The organism is Streptosporangium roseum DSM 43021, from assembly GCF_000024865.1.
GTDB classification, from domain to species: domain Bacteria; phylum Actinomycetota; class Actinomycetes; order Streptosporangiales; family Streptosporangiaceae; genus Streptosporangium; species Streptosporangium roseum.
This window is the reverse complement of record NC_013595.1, coordinates 9,414,124-9,439,071: the sequence shown is the minus strand read 5'-3', so window position 1 is coordinate 9,439,071 and position 24,948 is coordinate 9,414,124. Positions and strand designations below refer to the sequence as shown.

The window sequence follows — 24,948 nt, the reverse complement described above, 5'->3', positions numbered from 1 at the left end:
CGCGGGACGCGACGGTCTCGCCACGGTGGACGGCTGTGCGGTGGAGGGGACGGGGCACGCGGGACGCGATGGTCTTGTCATGGTGGACGGCTGTGCGGTGGAGGGGGCGGGGCGCGCGGGACGCGATGGCCTCACCACGGTGGATGGCCGCGCTGCGGAAGAGTCGGGGACGCATGATCATTCCTCCGTGAGGATGCCGTCGCTGATGCGGACCCGGCGGCCGGCGCGGGAGCTCACCGCGTCCTCGTGGGTGATGACCAGGAGGGTGAGCCCCTGGTCGCGGAGGCCGTCGAAGAGGTCGAGGACCGCTCCGGTGTTCCTGCTGTCGAGGTTGCCGGTGGGCTCGTCGCACAGCAGCAGCGACGGGCCGCCCATCAGCGCGCGGGCGATGGCCACCCGCTGGCGCTCGCCGCCGGACAGGCGGTCGGGCAGGAAGTCGAGGCGGTGGGTCATGCCCACCTTCTCCAGCGCCTCCTCGGCGCGGGCTCGCCGTCCCCGCCGGCCGTACTCGTTGGCGGCCGCGCCCGCCGGCCCGTTCTCCGGCTTTCCCCGGCCCGCCGGCTCGTTCCCGGGCCTCCCGCGACCCGCCCTCCCGAGTGTCGGCCTTCCGAGTGTCGGCCTTCCGGGCCCCGCCTTCTCCCGCCAGGCCCGGCCGCTCCGGCCGTAGACCTCGGCGAGCATGACGTTCTCCACCACGGTCCGGTGGGCGAGCAGGTGGAAGGACTGGTAGACGAACCCGATCTTGCGCCCCCGCAGCCGGGTCCTGGCGCCGTCCCTCAGGGTGGTCGTCTCGATCCCGTCCAGCAGGTAGGAGCCCGAGGTGGGCCGGTCCAGCAGGCCCAGCGTGTTGAGCAGGGTGGACTTCCCGGACCCCGAGGGGCCCACGATGGCCACGTAGTCCCCCTGCCCGACGCGCAGGCAGATCCTGGAGAGCGCGAGCACGGGCGGCTCCGTGGGGAACGCCCGGCTGACGTCGTCCAACCGGATGACGTCGGGGGGCACGTCAGGAATCACCGCTGACCACCACCCGGTCGCCCTCTTTCAGCCCGTCCGGCTTCACGGGCGTCACCTCGACGTCGCCGTCGGCGGTGAGGCCGGTCCTGACCTCCACGTCGCGGACCTTGTCGCCGCCGCCGGGCACCTCCACCTGGACCCGTGGCCGGCCGTCGGCCGAGGTGACGACCGCGGCCACCGGCACGGTGAGCACGGCGCCCCCGGTGGCGCCGACGGAGATCCGTACGGTGACGGGCACGCCGACCAGCTCCCGCAGGCCCTTGGTGACCGCCGGGGCGAGCAGCACCGGCACCGAGCCCAGATTCTTATCGGATGCCCCGGCGCCCTTGCCTTTCTCGTCCTCCTCTTCCTCAGCCGGCACGGCCGCCTCCCCGGTCGCGCTCAGCACGGCCGGGAGCTTCGCGCCGTCGGGAGTCTCCATCGTCGCCTTCATGCCCTTGCGCAGGAGCTTGGCCTCCTTGCTGTCCACCGAGCCGGTCACCGCGAAGGCCGAGCTGGTCACCGTGGCGACCTTGTCCCCGACGGTGTCGCCGGGCTTGACCGACGCCTTGTCCAGCCGGGCCGGGAGCGTGGGGAGGAAGGCGATCTCGCCGGGCGGGATCGCGATGCCATAGGTCTTCATGTATTCGCCCAGGATCGCCTTGGCGCTCGCCACGTTCCTGCGGCCGTTGGCGATCTTCAGCCGGAGCGGGGAGTCCTGGCGGGCCTGGCGCAGCGCCTGCTCGGCGGCGACCACGGCCTCCTGTGCCGGCCGTACGGCCTTGCGCAGCTCCTCAAGGCGTTTCTCCTTGCTCACGCCCGCCTCGTCCCCGAAATCCGCCAGAGCGGCGCGCGCGGACTCCAGGTTCTTCCGGGCATTGGAGACCTTCATCTCCAGCAGCCGCGTGTCGGCCTCGGGCTTGGCCGGGGCGGGGGTCTGCTCGGGCTTGGGCGTGGGGGGAACCGGCGAGGACCTGGCCGCGGTGAGGGCCTGCTCGGCGGCGAGCACCTCCTCCTCGGCGGCCCGTACGGCTTGGCGCAGGGTCTCCAGCTGCCGTGTCTCCTCGGGGGTGAGGTCGGTGGCCTCCTCCCCCTCCAGCGCTCCTTCGGCGGTCCGCAGGTCCTCGCGGGCGTTGTCGAGCTTGAGCTTCAGCGGCATGACGTCACGTCCGGCGTCGAGGGTCTCGCGGTCGGTGAGCAGGGCCTCCTCGGCGGTCTGCACGGCCTGGCGGAGCTGCTCCCTGGTCTGCTTGGCGGTGAGGTCGGGCTCCTGGGCCGCATATCCCCGCTTGGCGTACCAGCGCTGGACGGCGGCCGTGGTGGCGGAGTCGAAGACGCCGGTGACCGGCGCGCCGAACCCGAGGCGGCGCAGCGCCGTCTGGAGCTGCCTGACGTCGGCACCGGTGGTGCCCGGGGCCATGGTCCGGTGCATGGGGACCTTGCCGCGCAGGGCGAACACCGGGCGGCCGTTGACCTCCATCAGCACCGAGCCCTCGACGATTCTCCCGGGGCGCGGGGCCCGGGTGACCCGCTGGGCCTCGGCGGTGCCGCCGACCACCCCGGCGAGGCTGACGGGCAGCGGCGAGCCGTACGCCAGGGTGCCGCTGACGGCGACCGTGCTGGTCAGCTGCTGCCGTACGACGGGTGAGGTGATCAAGGAGGGTATGGGCGGCTGCCGCAGCGCGGCCTCGTCGGCGGGGGAGCGCAACCGCGTGCCGACCGCCCACCCGGCGCCGGCGATCACGACGACCCCGGCCACGATGCCGCTCAGCACGCGACGCCTCGACCTCACCATGGCTCGCCCCCGGTGAGCACCGCGTGCGTGGCCTTCACGACGCCGGTCCGTCGCCGCGGCCGAACTCCCGGTTCACCCTGTCGTAGATCTGCCGCTGCCGGGGTTTGAAGGCGGCGTAGAAGTCCCTGCCGCACTCCAGGTCGTCGAGTGCGATCTTGACCTCCCGGGCCAGGTACGGCATGGCCTCGCCGGGAGACAGGCTCGGCATCAAACGGACGGTACTGCCGGTGTCGCCCTGTTCTCCGGCGAGGGTTCTTATGCGGTCGGGAAGGTTGACTCCCCTGTCGGTACGCTGCTTTTCGCCGAGGGCGTACATCTCCTCACGGAGAGCCGTCTCGTTGGCGGAGGCGACCGCGGTGGGCTTGAGCGAGCGGACCTTGACGCCCTTGGTCTTGAGGCAGTCGCCGAACTCCGCGGCCAGGTCCAGGAGCCGCGCGTCGCCGTCGAGCTCGCGGGCCTGGACCTGTTCGCGCGCCGCCTCGGCCTGCTCGTACAGGTCGAACTCCGAGCGCACGGTCTTGCCGGTGAACTTTTTGACGGCCGCCGAGTAGCAGGTGTCCCGGGTGGCCCGCCAGGACTCCAGCTGGACCCGGGAGAGCGCCATCATGATCGGGTTGTTCGGGTCCTGCTTGCCGAAGTCAACGCCTCCGGCCTGTTTGTCCCCGGGATACGCATATCCGGTGTAGATGCCGAAGCCGTACTTCTCCCGGTGTTTCCTCAGCGCCTCGTAGTCGCCCGCCTCCCGCCTGGACTCCTCGTCGGTCTTCTGGCCCGAGGGCGGCGTGTCCGGGTTGTATTTGAAGCCCTTCTGCTTCATGCAGTCCCCGATCGCCGCCTCCATCTGGCGGCGCCTGTCCTGTGAGGGAGCGGCCGGTTCCATGAGTGCCGCCGGCTCGGCGCCGCAGCCGGTCAGTACGGCGGCGGCCAGGGCGACCGCGGGCGCGGCGGTGAGAGCTCGTGACATCGGGTGACTCCGTTTCGATGCGGGGACGCGCGCATGGGCCGGTGGCGCCGGCCTCACCACGGCAGCAGCCCTTCTTTCCGGCCGAACTGGTCCCAGATCTCGTCCCGGAGCTTCTCGCTCCTGGGGCGGTATTCGGCGTAGAAGTCCTTGCCGCACTCCAGGTCGTCGAGCGCGACCTTGATCTCCTTGGCCAGGTACGGGCGTGCCGCGTCGGGCGGCAGCCGCCAGGCGTCGATGCCCTTCGCCCCCGACTCCATGTGCTTGTTCAGCGTGGCGGTCCGCTGTTTCTCGAAGGTGTCCCGGCCGTTGGTCTCCAGTGCGGTGGGCCTGAGCGAGGTCACCGGGTAGCCCTTGCCCTTGAGGCAGTCACCGAAGTCCCCGGCCAGCTCGGCCAGCCGGGGGTCGCCGTCGAGCAGGCGCTCCTTGGTCTTCCAGTAGAGGGTGTCCGCCTGCGTGTAGACATCGTCCTGGGAGGAGATCTTCTTGCCGGTGAACTTGGTGAACACCGTCGCATAGCAGATGTCGTCGGCGGCGGACCAGGCCTCGTACTGAGTCTTGGAGAACGACTCCGCCAGCTTCATGTTGGGATCGGGAAGGGGCTGGTTGGTGCCTTCCTCGGGGTCGTCGGGATAGGCGAGGGCGAAGAAGACCCCGAAGCCGTGCTTCTCGCGATATTCGCGCATCGCCGCGTAGTCGCCGCTCCGCTGGAGAAGCTTCTCCTCGTCGGCCGTCTCCGGTGGGGAGATGTTCGGGATGTACTTGAAGCCCTTCTGCTTCATGCAGTCGGCGCGCGCCGCCTCCACCTGGCGGCGCTTGCCGTGCGGATCGGCGGCGGTGGACGCCTTCCCGGTGGCGGGCGCGGCGGACGGCGCCGCCTCCGTGCCGCAGCTGGCGAGCACGGCGACGGCCAGGGCGATCGCGGGCATGGTTGTGAGGACTCGTGACACTGTGCGACTCCGTTTCGATGTGCGGGCATGCTCGTGAGGGGCGGGGGCGCCGCCCAAGGAGAGAAAGGACTTCCGGGGGGAAGGGCTAAGGAGTCAGGAAGGGATGAGAGGTCACAGGAGGACGTGCCGTTTCGCGCGGTACGGCACCGCCGCGGCGGACGCGGTGAGGAGGATCAGCGCGGCCAGGTGGGCCAGGTCCCGCTCGGAGTGGGCGCCGAGGTTCTCGGCGTACACCGCCAGCACCGATGTCAGGTAGACGCCGGCGGCCATGGCCCAGCGCGGGTCGTGCGCCACGTGACCGGCCCAGACGGCGAGCAGCAGCACCCCGATCTCCAGCGCGACCCTGACCGTGGCGTGCGCCCCGCCGGCCGCGGGGAAGTCCAGCCCCGCCGGGTCCGCGCCGGCGAGCAGCGGGGCCGCCGGCAGCCAGAACCACGAGCGGGTGCCGAGCCGCCCTCCGCGGGCGGCCAGTACGAGAAGGCCGAGGACGGCCAGCGCGTAGCCGATCATCGGCGCCACCGGTCCGCCGCCCCCGTAGAGCGTCCCGCCGCCCCCGTAGAGCGTCCCGCCGCCCCAGAACCGGTCGGGATCGACGGGCAGCAGGGTCCGGTCCAGCCAGGGCCGCCCCAGCGTGATCGCGCACACCTTCACCGCGACCAGCACCACCACCGGCAGCGCGAGCCGTACCCGGCCGCGCATGATCAGCAGGACGGCGAGCGCCGACAGACCCACCCAGAGCGGGACGGCCGTCGCGTACGGCACCAGCATGGCCAGCTGGGCGACCGACAGGGCCAGGACTCCGAGATGGACCCCGTCGACCCATGCGGGCCGCTCCGTGGCGTAGATCACCCGTGTCCGCAGCCCGCCGACGACCAGCGCGAACGACTCGCGGGCCGAGGGCAGGGTGCGCCCCGGCTCCGCGGTGTCGAGCAGGGTGGCGATGAGCTCGCCGCCGTATCCGGACCGGTAGGCGCGGGGATAGCCCAGCAGCAGCCGCCGGTAGCGCCGCTCCAGAACTCCCGTGCCGGCCCCTGTGTCGGCGCGGGGTTCTGTCGCGACGGTCACGAGAACGCCGATCCGGGGCGGAGGATCCGTTTGGTCACGACCGAGGCGGCCTGCTGCATGCGCAGGGCCTCGGCCGACACCAGGGTCCGCCCCTGGTCGGTGAGCTGGAAATACCTCCTCGGCCGCCCGTCGACGACCTCCTCGCGGTCCACGGCGATCAGGCCGGCGGCGGCCAGCCGGTCGAGCGCGCCGTAGAGCGTGCCGACCGGCAGCTTCACCCGGTTCTCCGAGAGCTCCAGGGTCTGCTTGATGATCCCGTGCCCGTGCAGAGGGCCGTCGAGCAGCGAGGCGAGGATGAAGTAGGTCGGCTCACTGACCGTGGGTGATCCTTTAGCCATGCGGAGGACCATACTTCGTCGGACGAAGTATGGTCAACACGGATGTCCCGCAAGGCTTGCCCGGTATGCCGTCCGCGAGCCCCGCCGGGCCGGGTGTGTGCGTGCCGTACCGGGCCGGGTGTGTGCGTGCCGTACCGCGCCGGGCGTCCGCGTGCCGTACCGCGCCGGGGTGGAAGGATGTGCCGCATGTCAGATGCCGAGGTGACCTACGACGACGTGGTCGCCGCCCGTGAGCTCCTGGCCGACGTGGCCCTGCGGACGCCGCTCCTGCACTCGCACGTGCTGTCGGCCGCCATCGGCGGGCCGGTCCACCTCAAGTGCGAGAACCTGCAGCGCTCCGGGTCCTTCAAGGTGCGCGGGGCCTACGTGAGGATCGCCGGGCTGACCGAGGAGGAGCGGGGCCGGGGCGTGGTCGCGGCCAGCGCCGGCAACCACGCGCAGGGCGTGGCGCTCGGCTCGGGCCTGGTCGGGGCCAGGGCGACGGTCTACATGCCGGAGGGGGCGCCGCTGCCCAAGGTGGCCGCGACCCGCTCCTACGGCGCCGAGGTCGTCTTCGCCGGCCACACCGTGGACGTCGCGCTGGCCCGCGCCAAGGAGCACGCCGAGCGGACCGGGGCGGTGTTCATCCACCCCTTCGACCATCCGGACGTCATCGCCGGGCAGGGCACGATCGGGCTGGAGATCCTGGAGCAGCTCCCCGAGGTCGGCACGATCGTGATGTCGCTCGGCGGCGGCGGGCTCACCGCCGGGGTCGCGCTCGCGGTCAAGTCGCTCCGGCCGGGCGTGCGGATCGTCGGCGTGCAGGCCGAGCGGGCCGCCGCCTACCCGGCCTCGCTGGCGGCCGGGCAGCCGGTCATGGTCCAGCCCGCCTCCACGATGGCCGACGGCATCGCGGTGGGCCGTCCGGGGGAGCTGCCCTTCGAGCTGATCCACTACCTGGTCGACAGCGTCGTTACGGTCACCGAGAGCGACATCTCCCGGGCGCTGGTGCTCTGCCTCGAACGGGCCAAGCAGGTCGTCGAGCCCGCCGGGGTGGCGGGTGTGGCCGCGATCCTGGCCCAGCCGCAGGTCTTCGAGCCGCCCGTGGTGGCCGTGCTCTCCGGCGGCAACATCGACCCGCTGCTGCTGGCCAAGGTCCTCCGGCACGGCCTGGCCGCGGCGGGACGCTACCTGACCCTGCGGGTGCCGCTGCCCGACCGGCCGGGCGCGCTGGCCGTGCTCCTGACCGAGCTGGCCGGGCTCGGCGCGAACGTCCTCGACATCGTGCACGAGCGGCTCGGCGTGCACCTGGGCGAGGTCGAGGTCCAGCTCCAGCTGGAGACCAAGGGCCCCGCCCACTCCGACGAGGTGCTCGCGTCGCTGCGCAAGGAGGGCTACCGGCTCATCTTCGGATGACCCGCGCCGCTCGTCCCGGGACGACTCGCGCCGTGCGCCTTCGGGCGACCCGCGCCGCTCGTCCCGGGACGACCCGCGCCGCGCAGCGGGGCGTCACCACTCCGTGGGCTTGCGGTCGGTGAACAGCCAGACCTCGAAGAGCCTGTCGAGCTGCTTGCCGGAGAGCTTCTCGGCGAGCGCCACGAACTCCTCGGTGGTCACGTATCCGTACTTGTGCTCGGCGTTCCATGTCTTCAGCAGCTTGAAGAACACCGGGTCGCCGATCCGCTGCCTGAGCGCGTGCAGCGTCATGCCGCCGCGGTTGTAGACCGAGCTGTTGAACAGGTCCTCCGGCTTGGCACGGCCGGGGGCGTACTTCCAGATGGCGGCGTCCGGGGCGGCCGCGTAGTGGCCACGGAAGATCTTCTCGGTGGTGGAGTCGCCGTTGTGCTCCGACCACAGCCACTCGGCGTAGGTCGCGAAGCCCTCGTTGAGCCAGAGGTCCCGCCAGCGCTTGATGCTCAGGCTGTTGCCGAACCACTGGTGGGCCAGCTCGTGGGCGATGATGCTCCCGTCCGGGGTGAACCCGCCGTACATGGGCTTGGTCTGGTTCTCCAGCGCGTAGCCCGCGGAGAAGTCGTCGATCACGCCGCCGGTGGAGGAGAACGGGTAGGGGCCGAACACCGTGGCCCAGTAGTCGGTGGCCTTCGCCGACTGCGTGTAGAGGTCGTCGAGCGCGGCGCGGTAGCGCGGGTCCACGGCCGCCAGGTTCGGGATCCCCGTCGCGGTCTTGCCCTGGCGCAGCTCGAACTTGCCGAGGGTCGCGGTGGCCAGGTAGCTCACCATCGGGTGGCTCTCCCGCCAGACGAAGGTCGTCTTGCCGCGGGCGGACTTCGGCCGGCCGACGAGCTCGCCGTTGGCCAGCGCGGTCAGCCCCTCGGGGACGGTGATCTCGAAGTCGTAGCGGGCCTTGTCGGCCGGGTGGTCGTTGCTCGGGAACCAGGTCTTGGCGCCGTTGGGCTCACACGCGACGAACGCGCCGTCCTCGGTCGGGATGAACCCGTAGGTGCCCAGGTTGGAGGAGCCTCTGACCGGCTTGGGCTCCCCGGCGTAGGTGACCTCGACGGTGAACCGGGCCTTGTCGGGGATCGTCTTGGCCGGGGCGACGACGAGCTCGTCCTTGAACCGCTCGAACGCCGCGGGGCTGCCGTCCACGGTGATCCGGCTGACCTCGAACCCCCGCAGGTCCAGGTTGAACTTGGCCAGATCGTGGGTGGCCCTCGCCTCGATCCCGGTCACGCCGGAAAGCTGCTTGGCGGCGGGGTCGTAGTCGATTTTGAGCCGGTAGCGGTCGACGTCGTAGCCGCCGTTGCCGTCGGTGGGGAAGTCGGGGTCGCCGATCCCGGGGGCGCCGATCCTGCCCGGAGCGTGCGCCGGTGCGGAACCCGCGGCGGCCGAGGGCAGCACGTCCCCGGCCGGGGCGCTCTCGCCACTCGACGCCGAGCAGGCGACCGTACCGAGAATGCCGAGAAAAGTGGCGGTTGCCGCAATAGCCAGCCGACCGGACGCCATGCCCCTGAATCCCCTTTCCGGGCCCGGCCGTGCCGGGCCACCTGGATCGCAGACTACGCGAGCGAGGCGCGTGACCTGGGGTGATCAGGTATCTACGACCAGTGTCCTGGCGACGATGTCGTGGATGGCCTGTTTGCGACTGTTGAAAAGGATGAAGGCGAGGTTGATCCAGCCCAGGCAGCAGGTGGCGTACAGCAGCCACGCCACCACCTCGCGGGCCGCGGCCTGCCCGACCCCGACCTTGCCCCAGCCGATGTCGACCACGCGCAGGCCGAACAGCTTCTTGCCCAGGGTCTGCCCGTTCCAGAAGGCGGTCAGCAGCCAGTAGTAGAAGAAGCCCACGAGGGCCGCCAGAAAGGTGTGCTGGATGGGGACCCGTACGAAGAGGTCCTTGTCGGCGTCCCACACCGTGGTGAACGACTCGTACGTGAACGGCGAGGAGATGACGCCGACGATGAGGATGTCCAGGATGCCGGCGAACAGGCGGCGCCAGCGGCCGCCGAGTCTCCCGGCCGCCGATCCGCCGCCGCCGCGGCCCTGCCCGGGGGGCGGGGCCGACCAGGGATACGGTCCCGAGTCGTCCGGCGGTGGCGGCGGTGGTGGTGTTCCCATGAGCTTTTGATCACCAGGGACTCACCCGCGCAAAGCCAAGAGCTGTTACAGGTTGCCCCTGAGGTCCTGCTCGCGCTCGATCGCCTCGAAGAGCGCCTTGAAGTTGCCCTTGCCGAAGCCCAGCGAGCCGTGCCGCTCGATGAGCTCGAAGAACACCGTCGGGCGGTCCTGCACCGGCTTGGTGAAGATCTGCAGCAGGTAGCCGTCCTCGTCGCGGTCGACCAGGATCTTGCGCTTCTTCAGCTCCTCGATCGGCGCGCGGACCTCGCCGATGCGGGCGCGCAGCTCCGGGTCGTCGTAGTAGGAGTCGGGCGTGTCGAGGAACCGCACCCCGGCCGCGCGCATGTGGTCGACGGTGCTGAGGATGTCGTTGGTGGCCAGCGCGATGTGCTGCACGCCGGGTCCGCCGTAGAACTCCAGGTACTCGTCGATCTGCGACTTCTTCTTGGAGATCGCCGGCTCGTTGAGCGGGAACTTCACCTTGCGGGTGCCGTCCGCGACGACCTTGGACATCAGCGCCGAGTATTCGGTGGCGATGTCGTCGCCGATGAACTCCGCCATGTTGGTGAAGCCCATGACCCGCCCGTAGAACTCCACCCACTCGTCCATCTTGCCGAGTTCCACGTTGCCGACGCAGTGGTCGACGGCCTGGAACAGGCGGCCGTTCCGCACGTCGGGGGCCGGCACGAGGGGCTCGGCCGCGGCGTAGCCGGGCAGGTAGGGGCCGCTGTAGTTGGACCGGTCGACCAGCGTGTGCCGGGTCTCGCCGTAGGTGGCGATGGCCGCGAGCACGACCTTGCCGTGCTCGTCCTCCATCGTGTACGGCTCGGCGAGGCCCTTGGCGCCCCGGGCCAGCGCGCCGGTGTAGGCCGCCTCCACGTCCGGGACCTCGATGGCCAGGTCGATCACGCCGTCGCCGTGCTCGGCCACGTGGCGGGCGACGCCGGTGCCCGGCCGCACCGCGCCGCGGAACTCGAACCGGGCGCTGCCGGAGGTGAGGACATAGGCGACCTCGTCACGGCTGCCGTTCTCCGGGCCGCGGTAGGCCACCAGCCGCATGCCGAAGGCGCTGGAGTAGTAGTGGGCGGCCTGCTTGGCGTTGCCCACGGCGAAGACCACGGCGTCCATGCCGTTCACGGGAAAGATGTCACTCATGCGGACACCTTCTGTTTCGATGGACTGGTTGTGCAACAGTCACTTGAATTAGTGGACAATTTGTCTATCTGTCCGTGTATTCCGCAGGAGTGTCTGTACATCATGACGATTGATCAACTCGACGCCCGGCTCATCGCCCTGCTGGCGGCCGAGCCCAGACTCGGCGTGCTGGAGTGCTCCCGGAGGCTCGGTGTGGCCAGGGGGACCGTGCAGGCCCGCCTCGACCGGCTGGCCGCCAGAGGGGTGATCACCGGCTACGGTCCCGACATCGACCCCGCCGCGCTCGGATACGACGTGACCGCGTTCGTCACCCTGCAGATCCGGCAGGTCAGCGGGCACGATCCGGTCGCCGACCAGCTCGCCGGCATCCCCCAGGTCCTGGAGGTGCACACGATCACCGGAGGCGACGACATGCACTGCCGGGTCGTGGCGCGCAGCAATGCCGATCTGCAGAGGGTCATTGACCTGATCGTTGACGTTCACGGGGTGGTGAGGACCTCATCGGTGATCGCGCTGGACACCCCCGTGCCATACCGGGTCCTTCCTTTGGTGGCCGATGTACCGCGCCAGGGGAAGAGCTAGCCGTACTATCCCAAGCGGGGTTCAGACACCGTTATCCATCGTTTACCCTTACGGTCCGCACTGCTCACGGGGGGTGAATGCGGAGTGGATGGGGGTTCGGGCGTGCTGAAGGGCGGAGAGAAGGGCAAACCCAGAAGAAGACTTCTGCGGATCACGCTCGTCGTCTTCGGCGTCGCCGTGGTCGCGGGGATCGGTCTCCTGGGGGTGGCGTGGCTCATGACGCCGATCCCGGACAGCACCCAGCCCAGGGCCACCGCGCAGGGTTCGGTTATCTACTACCGGGACGGCAAGACCGTGCTGGCCAAGCAGGGGGTCAACCGCAGGAGCGTGGCCCTGGCGCAGATCCCGGAGAGTGTCAGGGACGCGGTCATCGCGGCCGAGAACCGCTCCTTCTACGAGGACAAGGGCGTCTCCCTCAAGGGCACCTTCCGCGCCATGTGGTCCACGGTCACCGGCCAGCAGCTCCAGGGCGGCTCCACGATCACCCAGCAGATGGTCCGCAACTACTACAGCGGCCTCAGCCAGGAACGCTCCGTCGTCCGCAAGCTCAAGGAGGTCATGATCTCCTTGAAGGTGGACCAGTCGAAGTCCAAGGACTGGGTGCTGGAGCAGTACCTCAACACGATCTACTTCGGCCGGGGCGCGGACGGGATCCAGGCGGCGGCCGACGCCTACTTCCGCAAGGACGTCGGCAAGCTGACCGTCGCCGAGGGCGCCTACCTCGCCGCGGTGATCCAGCAGCCGTCCCGGTTCGCCGACCCCCAAGGCGCCGACCTGGAGGCGGCCACGGCCCGCTGGAAGTCCGTGATCGACGGCATGGTGCAGACCGGGGCCCTGACCTCCGAGCAGGCCGCCGCGACCACCTTCCCCACCCTCAAGAAGCCCAGGGCGATCTTCGCGCCCAAGGGGCAGGAGGGCTACATGCTCGACCAGGTGGCGGCCGAGCTCAAGCGCATGGGCTACACCGACGAGGCCATCAACCAGGGCGGCCTGAAGGTCGTGTCCACCTTCGACAAGGGGCTGATGGCCGCCGCGCAGCGGGCCGTCACCTCGGTCCTGCCCGAGGGTACGTCGAAGAAGGTCCGCACCGGCCTGGCCGCCGTGGACCCCGGCAGCGGGGAGGTCGTGGCCTTCTACGGCGGGCCCAGCTACGAGGCCAACAAGTTCGACAACGCCTTCTCGGCCAAGGTGCAGGCCGGATCCACCTTCAAGGCCTACACGCTCGCGGCCGCCCTGAACAACGGCTTCGGCCTCGACACCCGCGTGGACGGCAACTCGCCCCTGCACGTCACCTCGGGCGACAAGGGCATCCCCAACTCGGGCAACTACTCCTACGGCCAGGTCAACCTGGTCAAGGCGACCCAGAGCTCGGTCAACACCGCCTTCGTGGACCTGGGGCAGCGGGTCGGGCTGGAGAAGGTCGTCAAGATCGCCAAGGCCGCGGGCATCCCCGCCGACCAGCTCGCCCGCCAGGCGAGCTTTCCCACGCTGCCGCTGGGGACGGCGTCGGTGAGCGCCGTGCAGAACGCCTCCGGCTTCGCCACGTTCGCCGCCGGCGGCGTCCACCGCGACGCCCACGTGATCCGCTCGGTCACCGACGCCAAGGGCAAGACCACCAAGATCAAGGTCAAGGGCGAACGGGCCTTCACCGAGCAGACCGCCATCGACGCCACCTACGCGATGACCCAGGTCGTCGAGGCGGGCACCGGTTCGGCCGCCCGCCTCTACGACCGGCCGGTGGCCGGCAAGACCGGCACCACCGACAAGTCGGCGGCCGTGTGGTTCGCCGGGTTCACCCCGCAGATGGCGGTCGCGGTGGACATGTTCCGCGACGACAACAAGCCGGTGGTCGTCAACGGCAGCGCCCAGTACGGCGGGACCTACCCGGCGCAGATCTGGCGTGCGTTCATGACCGAGGCGATGTCCGGCAAGCCGGTCAAGGAGTTCGCCGAGCCGTCCAACTACGGCTACTCCACCTACTACGACGACGGCTACGGCTCCGACGACGACTACGGCGACTACGACGATCGTCAGGACGTCTCGCCCACCCCGCTCCCCGACGGGACGACCGGCGAGGTCCCCGACCAGACCCCGTCCCCGGACGGCACGGGCGACGGGACCGGTGACGGCACGGGCGACGACCCGGGTGACGGGACCGGCACCGGCGACGGCACGGGCGACGGGACGGGCGACGGGACGGGCGACGACACGGGCACCGGTCCCCGCGACCAGACCCGGCCTCCGGGAGAGTTCTCCCAGAGGCCGCCGGACCGCTAGCCGCTGACCCTCAGGACGCCAGTTCGGCCCGTAGCCCGGCCGGAGTGGTGACGGGCATCCTGCAGGTGAACCCCCGGCACACGTAGGCCGCCGGGGCGCCGTCGAGCAGGCCCCGGCCCTCAAGGAGCGGGACCTCGGCTGACCCGGGCTCGCCGAGCGCGACGACCAGGCCGGGGGCGGGGGAGAGCAGCGCGGTCCTGTGCAGCGCCGAGGTCGCCGGGTCGTCGAGCGGGCCCACGATCGCGGCCTCGACCGGTCCGGACACGGCGGCCTGGGCCACCGCGAGCCCCCACCCGGCGAACCGCGCGTGCTTGTCGGCCAGGACGGTCACCGTGCCGAGAGCCGCCTCGGCCGCCTCCCGGTGCCTGGCCGAGCCGGTCAGGGCCGCGTACGACAGCAGCGCCCCGGCGGCGGCGAACTGGCCCGAGGGGGTCGCGTTGTCGGTGGGGTCCTGCGGGCGCTGGAACAGCCGCTCGGCGTCGTCGGCGGTGTCGAAGAATCCGCCGGAGCCGTCGGCGAACCGGTCGAGGACGGTCTCCAGCAGCGCCCCGGCCCGGTGGAACCAGCGGACCTCCCCGGTCACGCCGTACAGGGTGAGCAGGCCTTCGGCCAGGTCCGCGTAGTCCTCCAGGACTCCGGCGTTGGCACCCGCCCGGCCGTCGCGCGAGGTGCGCAGCAGCCGGTCGCCGTCCATGTGCGACCCGTCGAGGAGTACGGCCGCCGCCCGCGCCGCCTCCACCAGGTCGGGCCGGTCGAACAGGGCCCCGGTCTCGGCCAGGGCGGCGATGGCCAGGCCGTTCCAGGCGGCCACCACCTTGTCGTCCCTGCCGGGCCGCACCCGGTGGGCCCGCGCGGCCAGCAGCTCGGCGCGTACGCGGGCGGACCGCTCGGCGTCGTCGGGGTCGGACAGGAGCTGGAGCACCGAGGTGCCGTGTTCGAACGTGCCGGTCACCTCGTACAGGGCGACCGCCCAGGCGCCGTCCTCCTCGCCCAGGACCTCGTGGATCTCCTCCGGGGTCCAGGCGTAGAACTTGCCCTCCACGCCCTCGCTGTCGGCGTCCAGGGCGGAGGCGAAGCCGCCCTCGGGGGTGCGCATCTCGGCCAGCAGCCAGTCGGCCGTCTCCAGGGCCACCCGCCTGCCCAGGGCCGACCCGGTCAGGCGCCACCAGTGGGCGTAGACCCGCAGCAGCAGGGCGTTGTCGTAGAGCATCTTCTCGAAGTGCGGCACCACCCAGTCGGCGTCCACGCTGTAACGGGCGAAACCGCCGCCGAGCTGGTCGTATATCCCGCCCCTGGCCATGGCCTCCAGCGTGCGCCCGGCCATCGCCGTCGCCGTCGGCGCGCCCGCCCCGGCCCCCGCGCCGGCTCCCGGTTCCCGCCGGTCCTCCGGCTCTCCGCCCTCGGCCCCGGTGCGGGGCTCGGCGGCGGCGCCGTACCGCAGCAGGAACTCCAGCGCCATCGACGGCGGGAACTTGGGAGCCCCGCCGAACCCGCCGCGCACCTGGTCGAAGGACCGGCTCAGGCTCTGCACGGCGCGGGCCAGCGTGTCCGGCGTGGGCAGCGGGCCCGAGGGCAGCGCCGACCGCTCGTTCAGCGCCTCCACGATCTTCGAACTCTGCTCCAGCACCGCCTCGCGGTCGCCGTTCCAGGCATTCGACACCCCGGCCAGCAGCCGCTGGAACTGGGGCCGGGGGAAGTAGGTCCCGGTGTAGAAGGGATGTCCTCCGGGGGTGGCGAAGACGGTCATCGGCCACCCGCCCTGGCCGGTCATGGCCTGGGTGGCCGCCATGTAGACCGCGTCGACGTCCGGCCGTTCCTCACGGTCCACCTTGACGTTGACGAAGTGCTCGTTCATCAGCGCGGCGGTGCCCTCGTCCTCGAACGACTCGTGCGCCATCACGTGGCACCAGTGGCACGCCGAGTAGCCGACGGAGATCAGCAACGGCACGTTTCGCCGGGCGGCCTCGGCGAAGGCGTCCTCCCCCCACTCGAACCACTCGACGGGGTTGTCCGCGTGCTGGAGCAGATAGGGGCTCGTCGCGTCCTTCAAACGGTTCATCATGACCTCCCCTGCGTACGCGGTGCGTACGTTCGCCTCGCGCGAGGTACGCGCGCCGCGCGTCACGGCTCTGCCCGCACGGTCCTACCCACAGTAAACCGGCGGAGGGGCGAGGCTGTGAGCGTGCGCCGGCGGCCCGGCCGCTCGCCGTCGCACCCCCGGATGATCACCGTACGGCCCGGCGCTCCCCCGCCGGGTGGTGTCCACCCGGCGGGGGAGCGGGGCGCCGTGACCTCAGCAGCCCCCTCTCGGACGTGCCCGGGTGGCCAGGTCGATGTGGGCGGCGGTGCCGTCCACCCAGACCACGCGGGCGCCCTCGACCGCCGCGAACTGGGCCTGCTCGCCCCGGTTGCACGTGACCCGCACCGGCGTGCCGCCCGCCGCCGGGATCTGGGTGATCTTGGGCAGGTTCTCGTTGGAGGGCACCGACAGGTCGGGGTAGATGCTGTAGGTGATGGCCGTGTCCGTGGCGTCCATGTCCAGGAGCTCCAGCGCGGACGCGTCGTCGGGGACCACCACCGCCGGGGCGCTGCCGTCAGCCTTCGCGCGCATGATGCCCGCCCTGCCGTCCTGCTGGGCGTCCTCCAGCCAGACCAGGTGGGAGCCGGTCAGCACGGGGGCGGCGGTGAGCCCGATCACGTTGGGCGGGCCCTGCGGGGCGGGCAGCTCGGTCTCCTGCCCCGAGGCGAGGTCGCGGGTGGCGACCAGCATCCGGCGGGGGCCCTCCCGCAGGTACAGCTTGACGTAGGCGATCCGGCCGTTCCGGATCGACGGCGCCCTGCTGAAGACCCCCTCCTGGGGCGTCAGGTTGACCGGGGCGGCGCCGCCCCTCCTGACCCACAGGTCGTAGCCGCCCGTCGCGGGGTCCCAGAGCGAGTAGGCGACCGTGTCGCCCTCCACCGCCACGTTGAGGACGTCCTCGTCGCCCTCGTGCACCAGCGCGGGCGGACGCGAGCGGTCCAGCGGCCGGCTCCACACCTGGATCTTCCACGCGGTCCCCGTGTCGACGTAGGTCGCCCAGGCCCCGGTCCTGCCGTCCGTGGCCGGAGCGAAGTTGTACTGCTCGCCCGGAGCGGAGAGCAGCTCGGCCCGGCCGCCGCGCACCCGGCCGGTGTACACGGCCGGGGGCGCCGACAGGTCGGCCGAGGAGTTGGTGATCACGTAACGGTCGCCGGCCGCGTCGGGCTGGGCGTAGAGGTCGGTGATGCCGCGCAGCAGGACGTCGTGGTCGGTGGGGATGCGCCGCTCCCAGCCCGCCTTGATGCCGTGGGCGTCGAAGGCGCGCGCGATCGTCAGCAGGTCCTTGGCGCCCAGCCGCATGCGCGCGGCGGCCGCGAGCACCGCGCGCCGGCCGTCGGTGAAGTCGTCGAGCGGGGTCATGTACTCCGACAGCGCCTTGTACGCGATCTTGTCGGTCCTGGATCCCAGCTTCTCCCGGATGTCCCACAGGGCGCCACTGAAGATCGTCGAGTTCAGGTGGACGCCCGCGTTGTCGATGCGGCCGGTGGCGCCCACGTAGTCGGCGGGCCCGGTGCGCCCGTCGTTGAGGTCGCGGAACGCGCACTCGCGTGGCGGGAGGGTGCGGCAGTACGACTCGCCCAGCAGGCCCGCGTCGGGGTCGGCGAGGTCGATCCCCTCGACCTCCGCCTGTACGGCGTTGCCGAAGTAGTCGGCCAGGCCCTCGTTCATCGCGCCCGGCTGGCCGAAGTACACCAGGCCGGCGGTGTGCTCGACCACGCCGTGGGTCATCTCGTGGCCGACCACGTCGAGCGCCGAGGCCAGCGAGTAGGCGGCGTCCCCACCTCCGCCGTACACCATCTTCGCGCCGTCCCAGAAGGCGTTGATGAAGGGGCGCCCGGAGTCGGTGACGTTGACGACCGAGCTCATCGAGCCGCCCTCGCCGTCGAGGCCGTTCCGGCCGAGCCGCCGGTAGTACTCGTAGACCTGGCCGGCCCCCCAGTGCGCGTCCACCGCGCCGATCTCGGAGGCCTTGCCGGTGAAGGCGGGGGTGTCGGAGTCGACGACGGGGGTGTCGGCCGGGAGTTCGCCCAGGAACTCGTAGACGTCGCGCTCCTGGCCGTCGTAGGTGAGGATCTCCCCGGTGGTGCCGTTCCACATCGCCCGCGCGCGGTCACGCAGCTCGTACTTCCCGTCGGCCCTCTGGTGGGCGTTCAGCGGCACGTTCCTGCCCCGGACCGTCGTGCCCGAGGTGACGACCGGGCCCTCGGCCACCGTGCGGATCCGGCTGGAGGCGAACAGCGGCGCGCCGGTCCGGGCGTCGACGTAGACGTCGGCGAGCAGCGGCATCCGCTTCCGCGCGTCCGTCCCGCGGACGGTGACCTGCCAGGCCAGCAGGCCCTTGCCCACCGGGACGACGGTGAGCCCGCCGGGCTCCGCGGTGAGGCCGGCCTTGTCGCCGCCGCTCTCGGCGGCCACCCGGGACCGCGCGACGTTCAGCGCGAGCCGTTGGGGGAACCTCGGCGTGGTCGAGACGTTCAGGCGGGTGAGGAAGCGGCCACCCGCCCCGGTGACCTTGTGGGCGTCGCCCTCCTTGCTCATCTGCACCAGATAGTGGGCGCCGAACACGCGGACGCCCTGGTGACGCTGCTCGAATCGCACGGTCTCGTCGGCGCCGTCGCGGACGACGTCGAGTGGCGCCAGATCGGTGTCCACATTCTTTATCCCGTACCGTCCGTCGCGCAGATGGCCCCGGGCGACGGCGACGGGATCACCGTTCCTGGGCGCCTCGGCGAGGCCGCTCACGAGAGCCGGGGCATCCGTCCCGGTACGGGTCTCCACCTGGGCCGGAGGTGGATCGGCGGCCTGGGCGGGACCTCCTGTCACGAGGGAGAGCGCCGTGGTCAGGGTCGCCGCCACGGCGAGGAGGGCGGGGGGTCGTAACAAGGATCCTCCTGACATCTCGGAGATCGCCGAGACAGATCAAAAAGGGCGATCATTACGATTTAACAGGAGTATGATAAAAAATCATGACTGTTAGTCAGATTCATTGTGTGGTAACTAAAGGCGCGATAAAGGGAGAATTTTCCCTTTCTTGATTCCGTGTCATGTTCCTCGCGATCCGTGCGGACAGGAACGGCGTCCGCGGGGCGGGAGATGTGCTCATGCGGCTTCGGGCGTAGGCTCACTGGGCGTGGATCTCGACTTCGTCTGTGTGCACGCCGGACGGGCAGCCTCCGAGCTGACCCGCCGTGATGTGGCCCTCGCCCTGCTCGCGGTGCCGTCGGGGATGGCGCTGGTGGCCCTCCCCGACCTGCGCCGGGCGCTGATGGCAGCGGGCAACCCGCTGTCCCTGCCCTTCTGGGAGTCCGCCAAGGCGACGCTGCGGGAGATCGAGTCCGGTGGCGCGACAGTGGGAGACGTGCAGCGGTGGCTGGAGTCCACCGGGACCGAGCCGCTCCTGCTCACCCGGAGCTTCTTCGTCTGGCCCGAGGAGGACGAGCGGGGGCCTGTCGCCGAGGAGATGTTCCGCGGCCTGGTCGCCTACCTGGAGGGACGGGTCATTGCCGGAGAGGTCGACCCCGACGCGCTCGCACAGGGGGACGAGGGGGCCAGGGAGGTCTACGAGGACCTGCAGGAGCGCTGGCTCAACAGCCCGCTGCCCGACGGGCGGGTGCCCGGGGTCGCGGTCAGCGACGAGCAGGACGAGGAGCTGTTCGCGGCCTGGGACGAGGAGGAGGCCTTCGCGCTCAGCGAGCTGCGGCGCATCCTGGCCGAGCTGCCCGAGCCCGAGCGGCCCGCCGGGGACCTGCGGGCCGCGTGCGCCCGGCTGCGTGAGGTGCTGGCCGACCCGGGCTACCCGGGCAACGTGCTGCGGGCGTGCGCCGGTTACGACGGGGAGCCGCTGCCCGCCGACGACGAGGAGCTCTGGCTGACCGTCACGGCGGGGATCGCCGGGCCGATCTCGGACCTGCCCGAGGACGACGACACGCCCGAGGGGTTCTCCGACCTGGAGGGCGAGCTCAGCCACGAGGACTCGGTGCTGGCCGCGCTGTGCGCGATCCACCACGCCGACTGGCTGGCCGTGGTGGCCGCGCTGGCCAGGCGCGGTCCGGGGGTGCTGGCCTCGCCCGAGCGGATCGCCCGGCTCATCGCCGAGTCCGAGGACATCGACGTCCGGATGGACGAGCCGGAGGACCTGGAGGCGGCCGAGACGCTGTTCAGCTCGGTCACGCCGCTCTGGGCCTGCCTGGGCATCGTGGACAAGACCGAGGTGCTCACCCCGCTGGGCCGCTGGGGCCTGCCCAAGGCGCTGGAACGGGCCTGGTCGGCGGGCTGAGGAGACACGGAGGGCCGGTCGGCGGGCGGCCCGGCTGGGCCGGGGCGCGCCGAAGAACCGCCGGGCGGGGACGGGCCGGCCGGCCGGCCGGGCGGCGGGGTCGTCGCGGGCGGGCGCCGGGCGGGGGCGGTCAGGTCAGGCGGTCGGGTTCTGCTTGTTCCTCAGGTCGGCCTCGGATGGGACCTCGATCCTGGAGATCTGCTTCTTCATCGACTTGACGAGCAGGAACAGGGCGAACCCCATCGCCGCGACGACGAGGAACCCCAGAAGACCCGGGCTGACGTCACTTTTGGCGAAGGTGTCGAGTGCAATCACACCTCAAGTCTGCCACCGCCCCCCCACGGTCGTGTCAGTGGCAGGCGGGCGACACCTCTTCGGCGTGGATGCCGGTGAACAGGTCGTCCTCGGGAAGCTCGGTGTCCACGAGGGAACGGGCCAGGTGGTAGTCCTCGGTCGGCCAGATCTCACGCTGCAGCTCACGCGGGCAGACGAACCAGAAGCCGTCGGGGTCGACCTGGGTGGCGTGGGCGAGCAGCGCCTCGTCGCGGACCTCGAAGTAGTCGCCGCAGGGGACGCGGGTGGTGACCGGCCACTTCTGCGGGCGGTCCTCCCAGCGGGAGATCCAGTCGGCGTAGGGGGAACCCATGTCACGGGCGTTCATCGCCTCGTGCAGCGCCTCGAACCGCTCCTTGGTGAAGCCCATCTGGTAGTAGAGCTTGAGGGGCTGCCAGGGCTCCCCGGTCCCGGGGTAGCGGTCGGGGTCGCCCGCGGCCTCGAAGGCCTCCACCGAGACGCGGTTGGTCATGATGTGGTCCGGGTGCGGGTAGCCGCCGTCGTCGTCGTAGGTGAGGATGACGTGCGGCCTGAACTCGCGTACGGCGGCGACCAGCGGCGCCGAGGCGGCCTCGATCGGCTGCAGGGCGAAGCAGCCCTCGGGCAGCGGCTCGCTCTCGTCGTCCGGCAGGCCCGAGTCGACGAACCCCATGAAACGCTGCCGCACGCCGAGGATCTCCCGCGCGCGCTCCATCTCCAGGCGCCGCACCTCGCCGATGTTCTCAAGGATCTCGGGACGGTCCATCTTGGGGTTCAGGATCGAGCCACGTTCTCCACCCGTGAGGGTGCAGACCAGCACCTCCACGCCTTCCGCGACGTAGCGCGCCATCGTGGCGGCGCCCTTGCTCGACTCGTCGTCAGGGTGCGCGTGAACGGCCATCAGCCTCAGCGGTGCACTCACGGGCTCGATGTCTCCTCTTGATAGGTCGCGCTCAGATCTTCGCTCGTCTGGGGGCCGGCCGGCTGCGCCGTACCCGTCCACCTGCTCGTTCCGATGCCGCGCCGCTCCCCGGGTTGGCCTGGGTCACTCCAGGGAGAGGTTAGTTTCTCTTATGGCGGTCGCGAGGGCGAGGCCCCCGCGAGGGACAATTGTCTCGGATAACGCCGAGGTAGTGCAGGGAGATTCCGTCATGGCCACCAGCGAGGCCGAGGAGGGCCGGCAGACCGGTCCGATCCTCGGCACCCCGGGCGACTTCCCGGACCGTCCGGAGCGCAGGGGACGCTTCGTCGTGCACGTCGTGATCGCGATCCTGTGCGCGGTGTGCGCGGGCGGCTGGGGTTACGTGATGTGGGCGTCCAAGGGCAACACCGAGGTCATCGACCAGGTCATCGCTTTTGACGCCAGCCGCGGCGATTCTATTCAGATCACCTTCGAAGTGGTCAAGCCATCCGATCGCGAGGCCCTCTGCCGGCTGCGGGCGATGGATGTGGCTCACGTTGAAGTCGGGAGCCGTGAGGTCAGTATTCCGGCTGGTGAGGGATATGTCCGGCTTACTGAGCGGCTAGAGACCAGTGCCCAGGCCACTTCCGGCGCCGTCCACTACTGCTATCTCGTATAGTGAGATATTTGGGGAAGCGTTCGGGCGGTTAACTTGTTAGCCTTTCGAAATTCGAACGACAGCTACCCAAGTACGAAGCCCCCATAGAGGATGCAAGGAGAACCCGTGGCCGACTCCCACAACGAGAGCGTCACCTGGCTCACTCAGGAGGCGTACGACCGCCTGAAGGCGGAGTTCGAATACCTCTCGGGGCCCGGGCGCGTCGATATCGCGAAGAAGATCGAAGCCGCCCGCGAAGAGGGCGACCTGAAGGAGAACGGCGGCTACCACGCCGCCAAGGACGAGCAGGGCAAGATGGAGGCGCGTATCTTCCATCTCCGCCAGATCATCGACAGTGCCAGGGTGGGGGAGGCGCCGCGCACCGAGGGCGTGGTCGGTCCCGGCATGACCGTCACCGTCCGCTTCGAGGGCGACGACGAAGAGGTCGCCTTCCTGCTGGCCTCCCGTGAGGAGAGCGGCGCCCCGATCGACGTCTACTCGCCCAAGTCGCCGCTGGGCTCAGCGATCAACGGCAAGAAGATCGGGGAGAAGGCCACCTACACGATGCCGAACGGCCGCTCCAACACGGTCGAGATCCTTGAGGCCGTGCCCTACATCGGCAACTGACCTCGTCCGAACCAGTCGACACCAGTTGATCCGCCGGGATGCCGTCCCGGCGGATCGCCGCGTTCCTGGGGACATGCGGAGCCATGTGCCGGCAGGCATGCCCGGTGATGCGCGTCTGGGGTATGTCGTCCGGCTTGCGACCGTGTCGTAGATAACAGAGCGTTTTGGCGGGTTCGCGTGCATCGTGGCGCGCTGTACGGCACTCTCTTAGGGCGGGATCCCAACGGGGGAAGGGGACACATCGTGTTGGATCGGCGGACACGCGTCTCCGGCCTGATCCACGAGGCCCGGCAGGACCTCGCCTACCGTCCGCGCATCGGCTACGGTCGCCGCCGTGCCCGCCTGCCCAGGCAGGCCGTCCCCGTCATCGTGCTCGTCCTCGTCGCCGCGCTGACCACGGGAGTGGTGGTCGTCACCCAGCTGCCGGAGCAGACCCGGGAGACGGTCGCCCTGCGCAAGCCCGTCACCAGGCAGGCCGTCCAGGAGCAGGTGCCCGCGGTCCAGCCCACGCAGGCACCTCCGCCCCCCGTGGCCCCGCTGACCTCCATCCACCGGCCGAACCTCTTCGTCGTCGCCGGCAAGCCGCTGCGCCCGGCCGTGGTGGCGAAGATCTCGCAGGTCGCCGGGGTGCGGGCGGTGGAGCGCGCCGACGCGGCGGAGGTCGGCATGGACGGCAAGCGGGTGCAGACCCTGGGGGTCAACCCCTCGACGTTCCGCGCCTACACCCCCAAGCCGACCGCGCGGTCCGACAGGCTCTGGCGCAACGTCTCCGCCGGTGAGGTCGCCGTCTCCTTCGTCCTCGGCAGCGACGGCGGCCTGTCGCTGGGCAGGTCGGTCACCACGGCCGGGCAGTCCCTGCGCGTGGGCGCCTACGCGACGATGGGGATGGGGGGCATCGACGCGGTGGTCTCCCGGCAGACCGCGCGTGCGCTGGGCATCCCGGAGAACAACGCGCTGGTGGTCAGCGCCCCGAAGGCCGACTCGGCCAAGCTGCGCCGCACCCTGTTGCGGATCCTCCCCCGGGGCAGCCAGGTCGCCACGATCAACCCGGTGCTGGCGGTTCCCCGGCGGACGACCTGGTCGGCGGGCGCCTTCATGACCGCGCCCCAGGTCAAGACCGCCCTCACCGCGGCGATCGGCAAGCTCGGCCGTCCCTACGTGTGGGGCGCGGAGGGGCCGGACACCTTCGACTGCTCGGGCCTGGTCCAGTGGGCCTACGCCCAGGCGGGCATCAAGGTGCCCCGGGTGACGCACCAGCAGTTCGTCTCGGGCCCGCAGATCCCGCTCTCCCAGGCCCAGCCGGGGGACCTGCTGTTCTGGCGGCACGACCCGACCAACCCCGGCTACGTCTCGCACGTGGCGATCTACTGGGGCAACGGCAAGATGCTGCACGCCCCCAGGACCGGAGACGTGGTCAAGATCGTCCCGGTCAGCACCCGCAACTTCGCCGGCGCCGTGCGGATCAGCCCGGGGGTCGCGGCCCGGGTCCGCTGACGCGCCGCGACCGGAGGGGCCCGCCGCTCAGGGGCGCAGGCCCGACTCCAGGAGGGCCAGGGCCTCGTCGGTGACGTCGGCCAGCCGTCTGGCGCCGTCGGACCGGGCCCAGCCGAACAGGGCCGGGAGCAGCGCGCCCACCACGGCTCCGGCGGTCGTGAGGCTCAGCGCGTCGGGGGCGTCGAGCCCCCGGCGCCGGGCGACGCCCTCGGCGAGCATGTCGATCGTGCCGATCATGTTGTCCACGGTCTTGGCGCGCAGGGCGGCATGGCTGAGCTGCAGCCGGGTGCGGGCGAGGATCTGCGGCTCCTCCTCCCGGGGGAACCGCTCGAACGCTCCGCGCACGGCGGCGCGCAGCGCCGGGACCGGCTCCAGGTCCGCCGGCTGCGCGGCCAGCATCGCCGTCAGGACGGGGGCGTAGTCGTCCTGGAGGACGGCGTCCTCCTTCGCGGGGAAGTAACGGAAGAAGGTGCTGGGGGAGATCTCCGCCGCCTCCGCGATCTGCTCGACCGTCGTGGCCTCGTACCCCTGCTCGGCGAACAACCGCAGGGCGTGCTCCTGGATCGTCCGCCGAGTCTTGGCCTTCTTGCGTTCGCGCAGGCCCTCAGCGCGCGGAGGTGAGCTCATGTGTCGATTCTCGCGTCTCGTGCGACGCGCATGAACAGCGCCGCGAGAACCGCGCTCGCCGGCGCCGGCGCCGCGCACACTCCGAGCGCCGTGCCCCTGGCCTGGGTGAATGCCCGCCCGTGGCCCGGGTGGACGCCCGGTGGCGTCTGCGGTGTGCCGGACCCGGCGCTCACCCCGTCCTCCTGCGGTACGGCGAGCACCACCGAGCCGGCAGGGTTCGTCGGCGCTCCGAAGAAGTGAAAGTGACCATAATTTGAGAGAAACTATCAAAAAATGGCCACCGTCGACAGGGGTCCTGG

At 71.0% G+C, this 24,948-nt stretch carries 22 protein-coding genes; 8 read left to right on the top strand and 14 right to left on the bottom strand.

Features of this window, described 5'->3' with window-relative positions:
• Positions 1 to 177: 177 nt before the first annotated feature.
• The 6 genes from SROS_RS41320 to SROS_RS41295 all read right to left on the bottom strand — a co-directional run bounded on the left by SROS_RS41320 (position 178) and on the right by SROS_RS41295 (position 6,102).
• A complete protein-coding gene (locus SROS_RS41320) occupies positions 178 to 1,014 on the bottom strand; it encodes an ABC transporter ATP-binding protein (protein ID WP_012894924.1) in 837 nt (278 codons plus the stop codon).
• Positions 1,004 to 2,788, bottom strand: coding sequence for a peptidoglycan-binding protein (locus tag SROS_RS46685; RefSeq protein WP_081453339.1), 1,785 nt, complete (start codon positions 2,786 to 2,788; stop codon positions 1,004 to 1,006). Before SROS_RS46685 ends, SROS_RS41320 begins: the two co-directional genes overlap by 11 nt.
• Before the next feature lie 34 nt (positions 2,789 to 2,822).
• Positions 2,823 to 3,752 carry a hypothetical protein gene (locus SROS_RS41310; RefSeq protein WP_012894922.1) on the bottom strand — a complete coding sequence of 310 codons (930 nt, stop codon included), beginning with the start codon at positions 3,750 to 3,752 and terminating at the stop codon, positions 2,823 to 2,825.
• Between the two features lie 53 nt (positions 3,753 to 3,805).
• Positions 3,806 to 4,699 (bottom strand): hypothetical protein, encoded by an 894-nt coding sequence (locus tag SROS_RS41305; protein WP_148269378.1) that lies wholly within the window; start codon positions 4,697 to 4,699, stop codon positions 3,806 to 3,808.
• A gap of 111 nt (positions 4,700 to 4,810) precedes the next feature.
• Positions 4,811 to 5,764, bottom strand: a complete 954-nt coding sequence (locus SROS_RS51500; protein WP_012894920.1) for a hypothetical protein — start codon at positions 5,762 to 5,764, stop codon at positions 4,811 to 4,813.
• On the bottom strand, positions 5,761 to 6,102 hold the full coding sequence (locus SROS_RS41295; RefSeq protein ID WP_043658054.1) for a PadR family transcriptional regulator: 342 nt from the start codon (positions 6,100 to 6,102) through the stop codon (positions 5,761 to 5,763). Before SROS_RS41295 ends, SROS_RS51500 begins: the two co-directional genes overlap by 4 nt.
• Before the next feature lie 186 nt (positions 6,103 to 6,288).
• Here SROS_RS41295 and ilvA point away from each other — a divergent pair, with 186 nt between their 5' ends.
• Positions 6,289 to 7,497, top strand: a complete 1,209-nt coding sequence (gene ilvA, locus SROS_RS41290) for a threonine ammonia-lyase (RefSeq protein ID WP_012894918.1) — start codon at positions 6,289 to 6,291, stop codon at positions 7,495 to 7,497.
• A gap of 93 nt (positions 7,498 to 7,590) precedes the next feature.
• On the opposite strand, the gene SROS_RS41285 is transcribed toward ilvA, so the two are convergent.
• From SROS_RS41285 to hppD, 3 genes are all read right to left on the bottom strand, one after another.
• A complete protein-coding gene (locus SROS_RS41285) occupies positions 7,591 to 9,048 on the bottom strand; it encodes a M1 family metallopeptidase (protein WP_012894917.1) in 1,458 nt (485 codons plus the stop codon).
• A gap of 84 nt (positions 9,049 to 9,132) precedes the next feature.
• Entirely contained in the window at positions 9,133 to 9,660 is a 528-nt protein-coding gene (locus SROS_RS51495; protein ID WP_012894916.1) for an RDD family protein, read from the bottom strand.
• Between the two features lie 45 nt (positions 9,661 to 9,705).
• On the bottom strand, positions 9,706 to 10,815 hold the full coding sequence (gene hppD / locus SROS_RS41275; protein WP_043654009.1) for a 4-hydroxyphenylpyruvate dioxygenase: 1,110 nt from the start codon (positions 10,813 to 10,815) through the stop codon (positions 9,706 to 9,708).
• Between the two features lie 102 nt (positions 10,816 to 10,917).
• On the opposite strand from hppD, the gene SROS_RS41270 reads away from it, so the two are divergent.
• The gene (locus SROS_RS41270) at positions 10,918 to 11,397 is read left to right on the top strand and encodes an Lrp/AsnC family transcriptional regulator (RefSeq protein ID WP_012894914.1); all 480 of its coding nucleotides are present in this window, start codon (positions 10,918 to 10,920) and stop codon (positions 11,395 to 11,397) included.
• Between the two features lie 102 nt (positions 11,398 to 11,499).
• Positions 11,500 to 13,674: a transglycosylase domain-containing protein gene (locus tag SROS_RS41265; RefSeq protein ID WP_012894913.1), complete on the top strand. Its 2,175-nt coding sequence runs from the start codon at positions 11,500 to 11,502 to the stop codon at positions 13,672 to 13,674.
• A gap of 10 nt (positions 13,675 to 13,684) precedes the next feature.
• Here the strand turns inward: SROS_RS41265 and SROS_RS41260 are convergent, their stop codons facing one another.
• The gene (locus tag SROS_RS41260; protein ID WP_043658047.1) at positions 13,685 to 15,736 is read right to left on the bottom strand and encodes a thioredoxin domain-containing protein; all 2,052 of its coding nucleotides are present in this window, start codon (positions 15,734 to 15,736) and stop codon (positions 13,685 to 13,687) included.
• 231 nt (positions 15,737 to 15,967) lie between these two features.
• Positions 15,968 to 18,637, bottom strand: coding sequence for a M4 family metallopeptidase (locus SROS_RS41255; protein ID WP_012894911.1), 2,670 nt, complete (start codon positions 18,635 to 18,637; stop codon positions 15,968 to 15,970).
• A 247-nt stretch (positions 18,638 to 18,884) separates the two neighbouring features.
• Here SROS_RS41255 and SROS_RS41250 point away from each other — a divergent pair, with 247 nt between their 5' ends.
• A complete protein-coding gene (locus SROS_RS41250; protein WP_012894910.1) occupies positions 18,885 to 20,030 on the top strand; it encodes a hypothetical protein in 1,146 nt (381 codons plus the stop codon).
• A gap of 135 nt (positions 20,031 to 20,165) precedes the next feature.
• Here the strand turns inward: SROS_RS41250 and SROS_RS41245 are convergent, their stop codons facing one another.
• A complete protein-coding gene (locus tag SROS_RS41245) occupies positions 20,166 to 20,345 on the bottom strand; it encodes a hypothetical protein (RefSeq protein ID WP_012894909.1) in 180 nt (59 codons plus the stop codon).
• Between the two features lie 34 nt (positions 20,346 to 20,379).
• On the bottom strand, positions 20,380 to 21,264 hold the full coding sequence (gene mca / locus SROS_RS41240) for a mycothiol conjugate amidase Mca (protein WP_012894908.1): 885 nt from the start codon (positions 21,262 to 21,264) through the stop codon (positions 20,380 to 20,382).
• A gap of 229 nt (positions 21,265 to 21,493) precedes the next feature.
• Here mca and SROS_RS41235 point away from each other — a divergent pair, with 229 nt between their 5' ends.
• From SROS_RS41235 to SROS_RS41225, 3 genes are all read left to right on the top strand, one after another.
• Positions 21,494 to 21,922, top strand: coding sequence for a DUF4307 domain-containing protein (locus tag SROS_RS41235; protein WP_012894907.1), 429 nt, complete (start codon positions 21,494 to 21,496; stop codon positions 21,920 to 21,922).
• A 90-nt stretch (positions 21,923 to 22,012) separates the two neighbouring features.
• On the top strand, positions 22,013 to 22,528 hold the full coding sequence (gene greA, locus SROS_RS41230; RefSeq protein WP_037934435.1) for a transcription elongation factor GreA: 516 nt from the start codon (positions 22,013 to 22,015) through the stop codon (positions 22,526 to 22,528).
• A 243-nt stretch (positions 22,529 to 22,771) separates the two neighbouring features.
• Positions 22,772 to 24,022, top strand: a complete 1,251-nt coding sequence (locus tag SROS_RS41225) for a C40 family peptidase (RefSeq protein WP_245564463.1) — start codon at positions 22,772 to 22,774, stop codon at positions 24,020 to 24,022.
• A gap of 27 nt (positions 24,023 to 24,049) precedes the next feature.
• Here SROS_RS41225 and SROS_RS41220 read toward each other — a convergent pair whose 3' ends face one another.
• Positions 24,050 to 24,649 carry an acyl-CoA-like ligand-binding transcription factor gene (locus SROS_RS41220; RefSeq protein ID WP_012894904.1) on the bottom strand — a complete coding sequence of 200 codons (600 nt, stop codon included), beginning with the start codon at positions 24,647 to 24,649 and terminating at the stop codon, positions 24,050 to 24,052.
• Between SROS_RS41220 and SROS_RS50435 the strand changes: the two genes are divergently transcribed.
• Positions 24,650 to 24,889: a hypothetical protein gene (locus SROS_RS50435; protein ID WP_012894903.1), complete on the top strand. Its 240-nt coding sequence runs from the start codon at positions 24,650 to 24,652 to the stop codon at positions 24,887 to 24,889.
• The last annotated feature ends 59 nt before the right edge of the window (positions 24,890 to 24,948 follow it).